Consider the following 12,886-nt stretch of genomic DNA (forward strand, 5'->3'; position numbering starts at 1 on the left):
GGCTGGCCGCCGGGGCCGGCGAGCTCGCCGGCTTGGCGCCGCTCGCGAGCATCTGCCGCTCCTTGCAGGAGAAGGCGGAGCGGCTGGAGCGGAGCCGCTTCACGATCGCGCTGTTCGGCGCGTTCAGCGCGGGCAAATCGTCGTTCGCCAACGCCTTGATCGGCGAACGGGTGCTTCCGGTGTCGCCGAATCCGACGACGGCGGCGATCAACAAGATCATGCCGCCGGAGCCGGAGAACGGCTGGCCGCACGGCACGGCGAAGGTCGTGCTGAAGAGCATGGACCGGCTGACCGACGACATCCGTTACTCGCTGGAGGTGCTCGGCATCGCCGTCTCCGGTCTGGACGACAGCCTGGCGGCGATACGCCGCTTGTCGGCCGATCAGGTGTCGGCCAAGGGCAAGCCGCATTACACGTTCCTGAAGGCCGTAGAACGCGGCTGGCCCGAGATGAAGCCGCATATCGGCGGCGAGCTGCGCGTCGATGCGGAGCAGTTCGGCCAATACGCCGCCGATGAGGCGAAATCGTGCTTCGTCGATCTGATCGAACTCTATTATTCCAATCCGTTAACCGATCAAGGCATCGTTCTGGTCGACACGCCGGGAGCGGATTCGATTAACGCCCGCCATACGGGGGTTGCTTTTAATTACATCAAAAATGCGGACGCAATTCTTTTCGTCACTTATTATAATCATGCGTTTTCCCATGCGGATAAAGAATTTCTGCTGCAGCTCGGACGGGTGAAGGACAGCTTTGAGCTGGATAAAATGTTCTTCATCGTCAACGCCGCCGATCTGGCTTCCTCCTCGGAGGAGCTGGACGGGGTGGTAGCCCATGTGGAGAGCAATTTGCAGCAGCACGGCATCCGTCATCCGCGCATTTATCCGCTGTCCAGCTATTATGCGCTCGAAGCCAAGCTGGCCGGCGACGAGGAGACGGTGCAGGCGTCGGGCATCGCCTCCTTCGAGCAGGACTTCGTCCGCTTCTCGCTGGAGGAGCTGACCGAAATCGCAGTTCGCTCCGGGCAGAGCGATCTGGTGCGCGCCGCGGACGTGCTTAAGGACTGGATCGCAAGCGCCCAGTCGGACGAGAGCGAGCGGCTGAACAAGGCGTCGGCGATCCGCCAATCATTCGGCGAAGCGGTCCGGATGCTGCAAGATCTATCCACGGAACCGGAGGAGCGGGAGCTGCGCAAGGAGATCGAGGAGCTGCTGTATTATGTCAAGCAGCGCGTCACGTTCCGGTTCGGCGAGCTGTTCAATCTGGCATTCAACCCTGCTGTGTTCCGCGAGGAAGGCAAGGATGCGAGAGCGCTGGTGCAGTCCGCTTGGGACGATTTGCGCCGGATGATTTCCTTCGACTTGTCGCAGGAAATTTTGGCTACGACGCTGCGGGTCGAGAATGCGATCAACCAGACGGCCAAAAAGCGCAGAGAGCAGTGGCTGCATGCGCTGGGCGCGGACTTGTCCGGCTTCCGCCCGTCGGCTTACGAAGCGCAATCGTTCCGGACGCCGGAGGTGTCGGGGACATTCAACGCCCAGGAAGCCGTTACCGTCAAATGGCTTGCCGGCTTTTACAAGAATGCCAAGCATTTCTTCGAGGGCAGCGGCAAGCAGTCGATGCGTACGGAGCTGGAGGCGCGCATTAACGAGCCGCTAGCCGTCTATGTGCAGCAGCAGACCGACCGGCTGGAAGCGGAATACCGCGAGCAGCTGCAAGCGTGGTACCGCGCCTTGGCGGACCGGATGCAGGAGGAGCTGGGCGAATACGCCGACGGGCAGCTCGCCGCGCTGGAGATGAAGGTCGATATAGGGGAGCTGGAAGCGAAGCACGGCAAGCTGCTCGGCTACCTTTCCTAACGGCCGGCTGCAGTTAGACACGGTCCGGCGGGTAATCGGAGGGCGGAGCGCGTCACCGATCGGAGGCGCGCCATCCGCCGTCCATGCTCTGCCTCTTTACAAACTTCGATTTCCGCCCCGCGGAAGGGGCGGAAAGATTTTTTTCAAGCAAAGATTACCTGGCTTTTCAGGCTGATTCAAGGCCGGTTTATCCCTGGGAACCGGCCGTTTTTAGCGGTTTTATTGAAAGGGTTTACATATGGCGAGATTTGGCATTAAATACGTGATATAGGTGGATTGTGCTGCCATTTTGTGAAGAAACGCGCTTATTTCTCCCTTTAAGGAGAATTATGCCATCGGGTATTGTTGCCGCCCCTTAGGGATGATGTTAATATTCAAAAAAAGCGAACGCTTTCGAACGCGGCTTTGGCTGCTTCGGAAGCCATTTTTGCTTAAGCGGCCTTTTTTGGGGCTGCAAGTTCACTGGAGGGGGTCACCATGGAAGTCTTTAGGCAACTGAAGGAGTTTTACTGGTCGGAGAAAAAGTATTTGTTCGCATCGATTTTCTCGCTGATGACCGCAACGGCGCTGGGACTGGTTTATCCGAACCTGCTGCGCTACCTGATCGACGATGTGATTTCGAAAAACAATTTTTCCGTGGTGCCTTATCTGTCATTACTGGTCGTAGGGGTGGTAAGCTGCAAAGCGTTTTTCCAGTTTTTGCATGGGGTGATGAGCGGCAAGCTCGGCAACAAAACCGCATTCAATTTGCGGAACGCATTGTACAAGAAATTGCAGTATTTGTCGTTCCAGTATTACGACAAAGCGCGCACGGGCGACCTGATGTCCCGTTTGACCGCGGATTTGCAGGCGGTAAGGGATTTTATAGGGTTCGGCTTCGTGCAAATCTTAAACGTTTTCATGATGTTCATTTTCGGCACGATCATGATGATGACCATCAACTGGAAGCTGACGCTGATTACGATGGTATTTATGCCGTTTCTCGTCTTTACGGCGATTCGCTTCGAAAGCAAGATTCATCCGGCATTCCGTTCGATCCGCAAATCGATGAGCTCGATGACGACCTCGGTTCAGGAAAATATTACGGGGGTGCGCACGGTCAAATCGTTCGCCCGCGAGCCGTTCGAGATCGGCAAGTTTTCCGAGCGCAACGAGGATTACAAGGTCAATAACGTGACGACATCCGGCATTTGGGCGCGTTACTTTCCGCTCATGGAGCTGTTCGCGAACCTCAGCGTCGTCATTCTGCTCGGCATCGGCGGCTACATGGTCATTAACGATGCGATTTCGCTGGGCGAACTGGTTGCCTGTTTCAGCTTGATTTGGTATATTATCGGCCCGCTCTGGGGCATCGGCTTCCATATTAATAACTTTACCCAGTCGAAGGCGGCCGGCGAGCGGATGCTCGAAGTTTTGCATCAATACGTGCATGTAAAGGATAAAGACAACGCGATAGCGCTGACGAGCGAACAGGTCCAGGGGCATGTGAAGTTCAACGATGTGACGTTCGCTTACACGGATAAACAGCCGGCTCTGCATCATTTCCAGCTGGATGCTCCCGCAGGATCGGTGATCGGGCTGCTCGGCGGCACCGGTTCCGGCAAGTCGACGGTGATTCAGCTGCTGCTGCGCGCCTATAACGTGAAGGAAGGCTCGATCGAAATCGACGGCAGAGATATCCGCGACGTGACGCTGGAAAGCCTGCGCAATCAGATGGCGATCGTCTTCCAAGAGACGTTCTTGTTCTCTTCGACGATTCGCAACAATATCGCTTACGGCGTGAAGGACATCTCGACGGACGACATCGTTAACGCCGCCAAGCTGGCCAAAGCGCATGATTTTATTATGGAGCTGCCGCTCGGCTACGACACGATCGTGGGCGAAAGAGGCATGGGGCTCTCCGGCGGCCAGAAGCAGCGGATTGCAATCGCCCGCGCCCTGCTCAAAAACCCGAAAATTTTAATTCTCGACGACGCGACAAGCGCGGTCGACATGGAGACGGAGCATGAAATCCAGCAAGGCTTCCAAGAGGTTATGAAAGGGAGAACGACGTTCATTATCGCCCACCGGATTTCTTCGCTGCGCCATGCGGACGAAATCATCGTGCTCGACGAAGGGCGGATCGTGCAAAGAGGCACGCATGATCAGTTAATGCGGCAGGAAGGGCCGTATCTGGAAACGTACAAAATTCAATTCGCCGACCAGCCGGACGCGGATGCGGACGGAGGCGCGGAAGCCGCATTCAAGCCGCACCGGGCGACCGATCAGGTAGCTGCAGCTGGTCACATCAAAGCAGGGGGGTTCGCACAGTGAGCAAGTCGGCTACAACCGAAACGGGGCAGGAAAACAAGGAAGCCTCGCAGTCCGGGAAGCGCTTCGTTTATCAGGACGATGAAGTGTTGGACAAAGAATTCGATTGGGGACAGGTGAAGCGGCTCAGCCGCTACATGAAGCCTTATGCCAAGCAAATCTTGCCGGTCATCGTTACGATGATGATTGTCGGCGCGTTAACGAAGCTGCTCAACCCGCTGCTCATCGCCTACGCGATCGACCATGCGCTGAAGGAAGGCAACAGCCGTCTTCTGATGCAATGCGTAGGCGGCATGCTGGCGCTCTATTTGATCCAATGGGCCGCCAACAATTACCGCATCCGCTATACGAACACGATAGGCCAAAAGGTCATCTACGATCTGCGCCATGATTTGTTCAGCCATATTCAGACGCTGTCGTTCAAATTTTTTGACAAGCGGCCGGCCGGCTCGATCCTCGTCCGGATTACGAACTACGTCAATTCGCTGCAGGATCTGTTCACCAACGGCGTCGTCAACCTGCTGATCGATTGCGTTCAACTGGTCGGAATTGTTCTTATCCTATTATTTTACAACATTAAGCTGGGTACCGCCATCATCGTCACCGTGCCGATCATGTTCGTCATTTCGACGAAGCTGCGCTTACATATCCGGCGCGCCTGGCAGGTGGTGCAGACGAAGCAGTCGCGCATCAACGCGCATCTGAACGAATGTATCCAAGGCATCAAGGTTACGCAGGCGTTTACCCAGGAGAAAGAGAATATCGCCTTCTTCGACGAGATGAACATGGATAACCACAAATCGTGGAACAGAGCCTCTACGCTGAACCAATCGTTCAACCCGATCATCGAAGTGACGGGAGCTATCGGCTACTGTATCTTGTTCTGGTTCGGCGCGCATCTCATTCAGCAGCAGGAAATCACCGTAGGCTTGCTCGTCGCGTTCGCGACGTATATCGGCCACTTCTGGGAGCCGATTAACCGTCTCGGGCAAATGTACTCGCAAATGCTGATCGCGATGGCATCCTCCGAACGTATCTTCGAGTTTATCGACGAGCGGCCGAATGTGGCGGAGGCGGACAATGCGAAGCCGCTGCCTCCGGTGCGGGGCGATATTGAGCTGAAGCAGGTGAAGTTCGAGTATGAGCCTGGCAGACTTGCGCTCAAGGGCATCGATATGAGCGTGAAGGCAGGGCAGTCCATCGCCTTGGTCGGTCACACAGGGTCGGGCAAAAGCACGATTATTAACCTGCTATGCCGGTTTTACGACATAACGAGCGGAACCATCACGATAGACGGCCACGATATCCGCGACGTGTCGATCCCGAGCCTGCGCTCCCAGGTCGGCATCGTGCTGCAGGATACGTTTATCTTCTCCGGCACGATCCGCGATAATATCCGTTTCGGGCGGCTGGACGCCACGGACGAGGAGATTGAATTCGCCGCCAAGGCGGTGCGGGCGCATGATTTTATCGTTAATTTGCCGCAAGGCTACGATACGGAAGTTCAGGAGCGCGGCAACGTGCTGTCGATGGGCCAAAGGCAGCTGATCTCGTTCGCTCGCGCCCTGCTGGCCGATCCGCGCGTTCTCATTCTCGACGAAGCGACGGCGAGCATCGATACGGAAACGGAGCTCAAAATTCAGGAAGCGCTCAAGACGCTGCTGGCGGGCCGGACGTCGTTCATTATCGCTCACAGGCTCTCGACGATCCGCAGCGCCGACAACATCGTCGTGCTGGATCACGGCAATATAATGGAGCAGGGCAATCACGAGGAACTGATGCGTCAGAAGGGGATTTATTACGGCTTGATTCAAGCGCAGTATCGATTCTTGCGGGAAGTAAGCTAAATAGAGCGAAGCAGCGAAGGAGGGCGCCTTACGGCGTCCTTTTTTCGCATATTCGCATTCCAAAGAATCCCATTTCAACAGCGATTGAAGGATCAAATGGACGCCGCAGCGGACTTTTTCACCACCCTTTTAAGAGGAGCGTAAAAAATATCGAGGCGGCAAACACGCGCAGCGAGCGGGCATCAGCCCGGACTGAAGCGGGCTTGGCTTGAAGGGACGTTATCGTTCCATGGACAAATCGGGTGATAATCGGGGACGAGAAGGAATACGATAGAAAGGTGGGCTTTGACAACGGCTTGACAAACGGGAGGTACAAGTGGATTACATAATAGGCTGGAAAAAGGACAAATGGTTGGTCGTCTGCTGCTGTATGATGACGGTGCTCGTTCTGCTCCTCTCCTCTGGTTATGTATACATGACGATGCATAAAGTAACCCGCTATCAAGTGTTTGCAGGAACGGAATTGATCGGCGCAGTTAGCGACAAGACGGTAGTGAGCGATTGGCTGAAGAAGAAGCGGGAAGAGGCCGCGACGATGTATCCGACGGTGCAGACCGGCCTGCTGATCGATCCGATTCATTATTTGGAGCAGCGGGAATACAAGGCGGCGTTCGACAACGAGCAGGTACTGCGCGCGCTGGAGAGTAAAGTCAAGATTCAGACAAAAGGGGTGCAAGTCGTCATTGACGGTCAGCCGCTCGGTTATGTTAAGGACGCCGCGGCGGTGAACCAGTTATTTGACCTGTACAAAAGCAAGTATGTGCAGCAGGCGGAAGAACAGGACGGTTTGCTGCTGAAGTCGGTAGAATTCGTACAGCAAATACAGCTTGTTACCAAAGAGCTGAAACCAGGCGATATCGACGATAACGGCGAGCTGCTGAAGCGGATCGAAACCGGGGGCGTCCAGCCGGTGCAGTATACCGTGCAGCGGGGCGACTGCATCTCCTGTATCGCCTATAAGTTTCATATTAGCCAAAAAACGATATATGACAACAATCCGTCGATTAAGAGTACGGTCATCCGTGTCGGGGACGTGTTGAATTTGACGGTGCTGCAGCCTCTCTTGACGGTCAAAACGGTGACGGAACGGGCGGAAACCGTCGAGGTGCCTTACGATACGCAATATATCGACGATCCCGAGATGAAGGCCGGAAACAAGGAAACCGTAACTGACGGGGAAAGCGGCCTGAAGGAAGTCCATTACTTGACGACGCGGATCAACGGGGAACTGGTCGACGAAGCGCGCTCCGATGAAGCGCTGCTCAAGCCGGCGAAGCAGGCGGTCGTGAGGAAGGGCACGAAGGTGATTCCCGGGGTAGGAACGGGCGTTTTCGCATGGCCGGTATACCGGGCGAAGCTGACCAGCGAATACGGACGGCGGTGGGGTTCTTTCCATCCGGGTACGGATATGGTCTCCGAGCAATCGGGCATCCTGGCGTCCGATCACGGCAAAGTCGCGTTTGCCGGCTGGAAGACGGGATACGGCAATTGTGTCATCATCGACCATCAAAACGGTTATAGCACGTTGTACGGGCATATGAGCAAAATTGTTGCCGCCGAAGGCGAGCTTGTCCAAAAAGGCGAAAAAATCGGCATTATGGGCCAGACGGGGAATGCCACCGGCGTTCACCTGCATTTTGAGGTGCGCAAAGGGGAGAAGCAGCTGAATCCGCTCACTTATTTGGCGAAGGCCGACGATTAGATAGGAGCGGTTCTTTGGACGCTGTCTGAAATCGGAGAGAAAAGGGAATAATTGGGGATAATGCCGGGATGAGGCCAGATCACCGGTTCTTTTTATTGCCAAAAATTCGGTGCGGGCAGCGCCGATAATGGCTGAAATTTGCAAATCGCCGCATAAACCGCTACTCTAAAAATGAAAACAACTTAAGATGTCGAATGCTGAAAAAGGGGAGAAATGCACTTGCTGTCTACTCGATTTTTGTGGCGAACGGTCGGATTCGCCGCCTTGTTATCGACCTTGCTTTGTATGTACGGATTCGGCTATGCCGTCAATCAGATTATGTTTCCGAAGCCGGCGGCGCAAAATGAAGCGGCGGCTCCCCAAGAGACGGCCAAACCGAAGGAAACCCCGCTTGCGTCCAAAGACAAAATTCAAATTGTTGCCTTGGGCGACTCGCTCAGCGCGGGGACCGGCGATTTATCCGGCCGCGGGTATGTCGGTCAAGTGAAAGAAAAGCTGGAGAAGCAGTTCGGCAAGCCGGTCTTTATTCTTAACAACTTTGCGATTCCGGGCTTCACGACAGGCGACGTGCTGAAGGATATGGAAGCCAAAAAGGACATCGGCAAAGCGATCGGACAAGCCGACCTTATTCTGCTCACCGCCGGCGGCAACGATTTGTTCGAAGGCGGTCAAGGAATCTTTAACGGCTCCTCGGATGAAGGGTTCAATCCCGGCGCGGCCAAAGAGCGGATGCCTGCGGCGCTGAAGCGGCTGGAGCAAATTTTGGATACCGTGGCGAAGCAAAATCCGAACGCGATCGTCTGCTACGTCGGGCTGTACCACCCGTTCCTTGATCTTGACGACAAGCGGGAGGGCTCCGTCCTCATCGACGAATGGAACCGCTCCGCATTCGAAATCGTCAACAAGCATAACAATATGGTGCTCGTGCCGACGTACGACTTGTTCGAGCTGAACTTGAACAAATATTTGTATACGGATCATTTCCATCCGAATCAGGACGGATACGAGCGGATCGCCGAACGGATCGCGCAGATCGTCCAATAGCACACTTTTAAAACCCCGGTGAACGAGGACTTAAGCCGAGAAATACAGTTACCGGGATTTTGGCGGCAGCCGATTTTCGATATAAGGGAGAGAGTGGGATGGGAAGCCAAGCGGAAGTTGTTTTGTCGGTCAAGAACGTCAAGAAAACGATTAAAAAGAAAGAGATCATCAAGGGCATTTCCTTCGAGGTCTACGCCGGTGAAATCTTCGGCTTTCTAGGGCCCAACGGCTCCGGCAAAACGACGACGATCCGCATGCTCGTCGATTTGATCGCCCCTACGGCAGGCTCGATTACGATCTGCGGGCATGACGTGCACAAAGAGCATAACGAAGCGCTCCAGTATGTCGGCTGTATCGTCGAGAACCCGGAGCTGTACTCGTATTTAAGCGGCTGGGAAAACCTGGAGCATTTCGCCCGGATGCTGCCCGGAGTAGGCGCGAAGCGAATTCAAGAGGTCGTCGATATCGTCGGGATGGACGCGCGGATTCACGATAAAGTGAGAACTTATTCGCTCGGGATGAGGCAGCGTCTCGGCATAGCTCAGGCGCTGCTGAACAATCCGAAGCTGCTCATATTGGACGAGCCTACCAACGGCCTTGACCCGCAGGGGATTAAAGAGATGCGCGAGTTTATTCAGCGGCTGGCGCAAACCGGCCTCAGCCTGTTCGTATCGAGCCATCTGCTGAGCGAAATTCAGCAAATGTGCGATCGGGTAGCCATCATCAGCCACGGCGAAGTGATTAAAGTCGGCGAGGTCGACGCCCTTATCGACGAATCGGCAAGTCGCGTCATTTGGCGGGTTGCGCCAATGGACCGGGCGCTTCGGCTGCTGCAGCGGCAGGAGGACGCCGTTGTGCTGGAAGTGATTCACCGGCCGGAGGAATTCGACAGGCCGGCCGCCGAGCCGGCCGTGCACGACATCGTTACGCAGCTTAAGTCCGAGGCGATTCCGCAGCTGACGCGGGAGCTGGTCGAAGCGGGAGTGCAGCTGTACGGCGTAGAGACGAAAAGCCCGACGCTCGAGGATTTATTTTTAAGTTTAACGGAGGGGAAACGCATTGGTTAGCATATATCCGTTAATCAAAAACGAGTGCATCAAAATAATAAAGAAGAAACGGCTGCTTGTCGTTTTGCTCATATTGGCTGCCCTTATTCCGATGTTTACTTATGCGCAGATGAAGGTGGCGCAAAATAATCTTAAGCAGTTCGGCACCTCCGATTGGCGGGCCGAGCAGCGCCAGAAGATCGTCGATTACACGCGCAGCATAGGAAGCGCCCGCGTGCCGGAGGAGTGGAAGCAGTTCCGCAAGGTCGAAGTGATGCTGGCGCAATATTATTTGGATAAAGATGTGAATCCCGCGGCTCCTAACGGGGTAACCTTTACAAGAGAATTCATTAAAAACGCGGTCGGGCTGTTCATTCCGCTCATGGTGATGGTCGTCGCTTCGGACCTGGTTTCCTCCGAGCATTCGACGGGCACGATCAAGCTGCTCTTGACAAGGCCGGTCGGACGATGGAAAATCTTGATGAGCAAGCTGGTCAGCCTAATCTTGTTCACGTCGCTGATCGTCATCGCCACGGCGGTGCTGTGCTACCTGATTTCCGGCGTCGTCTTCGGCTACGGCGGATGGGATATGCCGGTATTTTTCGGCTTTAAAATCGTCGGCACGGAAGTGGACACTTCCTTCGTCCGGCCGGTGGAACAGTGGCTGTACCTGATCATGGAATTCGGCCTTGTCTGGTTCTCGGCTGTCGTGGTCGCCGTCATGTCGCTGATGGTATCTGTGCTGATTCGCAGCACGGCGGCAGGCATGGGACTCATGCTGGCGGTGCTTATTTCGGGCACAATCTTGACAAATATGGTATCCTCTTGGGAGACGGCAAAATATTTATTCATGGTCAATTTGCGCCTGACCGATTACTTGACCGGCTCGCTTCCGCCCATTAAAGGCATGGATTTGCCGTTTTCCTTAAGCGTTTTGACCGTATGGGGATTGGTTTCCGTGGCGGTTTCTTTCGCGGTCTTCACGAAAAAAGATATATTGAACTGACGGCGCTAGATGTTATAATGCACAATAGAACTTTCGCGAAGGCGAAAGTTTCAAGAGTAAAGGGGGGGCTGCGATGACGGAGCAAATCGATTTGTTCCCAAGCACAACTGCCACAAGCACAGCCGCCGCGCCGGCGGCAGATTACGGCGCCGACGATATCCAGGTGCTGGAAGGCCTCGTGGCGGTCCGCAAAAGACCGGGGATGTACATAGGAAGCACCAGCGCGTCGGGGCTTCATCATTTGATATGGGAAATCGTCGACAATGCGGTCGACGAGCATCTCGCTAAATTTTGCAGCAAGATTGACGTTACGATTCATAAAGACCAATCGATCACCGTCCAGGATAACGGCCGCGGCATTCCGACGGGAATGCATAAGACCGGTATTCCGACGCCTCAAGTCGTGTTTACGATTCTGCATGCCGGAGGCAAGTTCGGCGGCGGGGGGTATAAGAAATCCGGCGGTCTCCACGGCGTAGGGGCCTCGGTAACGAACGCCCTGTCGGAATGGCTGGAGGTCACGATATACCGCGACGGCAAGATTCACCGGCAGCGGTTCGAATATTGGGTCGACGAGCAGGGCATAGAGCATGTGGGCGAGCCTGTCGCGGGGCTGGAGGTTCTCGGAAACACGAGGCAAACCGGCACCAAGGTGACATTCAAGCCGGATAAGCGCGTTTTCCAAGGCGGCACGGCCGTTAACTACGACACGCTGCTGGAGCGCTTACAAGAGATCGCCTTTTTGAATTCGGGACTTCAGGTGACGATCAAGGACGAGCGGTCCGACAAGCAGGAGACGTTCCAATACGAAGGCGGAGCGAGTCAATTCGTTCAATTTTTGAATGAAGAGAAGAACGTGCTGCACGAGGTTATTCATTTTACCGCGGAAAAGGACGATATCGAGGTCGAAGTGGCTCTGCAGTACAACGACGGTTACACGGAAACGATCGTTTCGTTCGTCAACTCGATTCCGACCCGCGGCGGCGGCACGCATGAGACCGGTTTTAAAACCGCCTACACGCGGGTTATGAACGATTATGCCCGCAAAAGCGGGATTTTGAAGGAAAAGGATAAAAATCTCGACGGCCAGGATCTGCGCGAAGGGATGATGGCGGTCATCAACATCAAGATGGGCGAGGTCGAATTCGTCGGCCAGACGAAGGATCAGCTCGGCAGCGCTTCGGCGCGCAGCGCGGTCGACTCGGTCGTGTCCGATAAAATGGCCGTATTCCTAGAGGAAAACCCGCAAGTGGCGCAGATGATCATGAAGAAGGCCGTGCAGTCGGCCAAAGCCCGCGAAGCGGCGCGCAAAGCCCGCGAGGAAGTGCGCAGCGGCAAGAAGGGCAGGAGCGAGAGCTCGAACCTGGGAGGCAAGCTGACGCCGGCGCAGTCGAAGGATTACTCCCGCAACGAGTTGTTCATCGTCGAAGGGGATTCCGCCGGGGGCTCGGCCAAGCAAGGGCGGGATTCGAAGCATCAGGCGATTTTGCCGCTCAAGGGCAAGCCGATGAACCCGGAGAAGGCGAAGCTGTCGGACATTATGAAGAACGACGAGTACAAAGCGATCATCGCGGCTATCGGAGCCGGCGTAGGGCCGGAGTTCGACGCGTCCGAAAGCAATTACGCGAAAATCATCATCATGACCGATGCCGATACGGACGGCGCGCACATTCAGGTGCTGCTGCTGACGTTCTTCTACCGCTACATGAAGCCTCTGATCGATGCGGGCAAAGTCTACATCGCTCAGCCGCCGCTGTATAAGGTGACGAAGAAAGCAGGCAAAAACAGTACGATCAGGTACGCGTGGACCGACGAGCAGCTGCAGGCGCTATCGAAGGAGCTGGGCAAAAACATCGAGCTGCAGCGCTATAAAGGTTTGGGCGAGATGAACCCGGATCAGCTGTGGGAGACGACGATGGACCCGGCGACCCGGACGCTGCTGCAGGTGCGGATTGAGGACGCGGCCAAAGCCGAACGGCGCGTATCTACGCTGATGGGAGACAAGGTCGATCCGCGGAAGCGCTGGATCATCGAGAATGTCGACTTTACCGAGTTCGAGGAGTAGGTGAACT

At 55.3% G+C, this 12,886-nt stretch carries 8 protein-coding genes; all 8 read left to right on the forward strand.

The window, feature by feature from the left end; genetic code table 11:
• The coding region (locus N0M98_RS06110; protein WP_259617264.1) for a dynamin family protein at positions 1-1,859 on the forward strand (1,859 nt) is incomplete at its 5' end.
• Between the two features lie 477 nt (positions 1,860-2,336).
• A complete protein-coding gene (locus N0M98_RS06115) occupies positions 2,337-4,172 on the forward strand; it encodes an ABC transporter ATP-binding protein (RefSeq protein ID WP_249864068.1) in 1,836 nt (611 codons plus the stop codon).
• On the forward strand, positions 4,169-6,016 hold the full coding sequence (locus N0M98_RS06120) for an ABC transporter ATP-binding protein (protein WP_249864067.1): 1,848 nt from the start codon (positions 4,169-4,171) through the stop codon (positions 6,014-6,016). Before N0M98_RS06115 ends, N0M98_RS06120 begins: the two co-directional genes overlap by 4 nt.
• A 316-nt stretch (positions 6,017-6,332) precedes the next feature.
• Positions 6,333-7,718 (forward strand): M23 family metallopeptidase, encoded by a 1,386-nt coding sequence (locus N0M98_RS06125; RefSeq protein WP_259617265.1) that lies wholly within the window; start codon positions 6,333-6,335, stop codon positions 7,716-7,718.
• Positions 7,719-7,931: 213 nt separating this feature from the next.
• Entirely contained in the window at positions 7,932-8,762 is an 831-nt protein-coding gene (locus tag N0M98_RS06130; RefSeq protein ID WP_259617266.1) for a GDSL-type esterase/lipase family protein, read from the forward strand.
• A 98-nt stretch (positions 8,763-8,860) separates the two neighbouring features.
• Positions 8,861-9,829, forward strand: a complete 969-nt coding sequence (locus N0M98_RS06135; RefSeq protein WP_249864064.1) for an ABC transporter ATP-binding protein — start codon at positions 8,861-8,863, stop codon at positions 9,827-9,829.
• Positions 9,822-10,814 carry an ABC transporter permease gene (locus N0M98_RS06140; RefSeq protein ID WP_249864063.1) on the forward strand — a complete coding sequence of 331 codons (993 nt, stop codon included), beginning with the start codon at positions 9,822-9,824 and terminating at the stop codon, positions 10,812-10,814. Before N0M98_RS06135 ends, N0M98_RS06140 begins: the two co-directional genes overlap by 8 nt.
• A gap of 73 nt (positions 10,815-10,887) precedes the next feature.
• Positions 10,888-12,879, forward strand: a complete 1,992-nt coding sequence (parE, locus tag N0M98_RS06145) for a DNA topoisomerase IV subunit B (protein ID WP_249864062.1) — start codon at positions 10,888-10,890, stop codon at positions 12,877-12,879.
• The last annotated feature ends 7 nt before the right edge of the window (positions 12,880-12,886 follow it).

Origin of the sequence: Paenibacillus doosanensis (assembly GCF_025060755.1) — a bacterium.
GTDB lineage: Bacteria > Bacillota > Bacilli > Paenibacillales > NBRC-103111 > Paenibacillus_S > Paenibacillus_S doosanensis.

Bases quoted from the DNA above. Each gene is read 5' to 3' on its own strand.
- parE (WP_249864062.1), top strand. From the start codon at position 10,888: ATGACGGAGCAAATCGATTTGTTCCCAAGCACAACTGCCACAAGCACA.
- N0M98_RS06135 (WP_249864064.1), top strand. From the start codon at position 8,861: ATGGGAAGCCAAGCGGAAGTTGTTTTGTCGGTCAAGAACGTCAAGAAA.
- N0M98_RS06130 (WP_259617266.1), top strand. From the start codon at position 7,932: ATGCACTTGCTGTCTACTCGATTTTTGTGGCGAACGGTCGGATTCGCC.
- N0M98_RS06115 (WP_249864068.1), top strand. From the start codon at position 2,337: ATGGAAGTCTTTAGGCAACTGAAGGAGTTTTACTGGTCGGAGAAAAAG.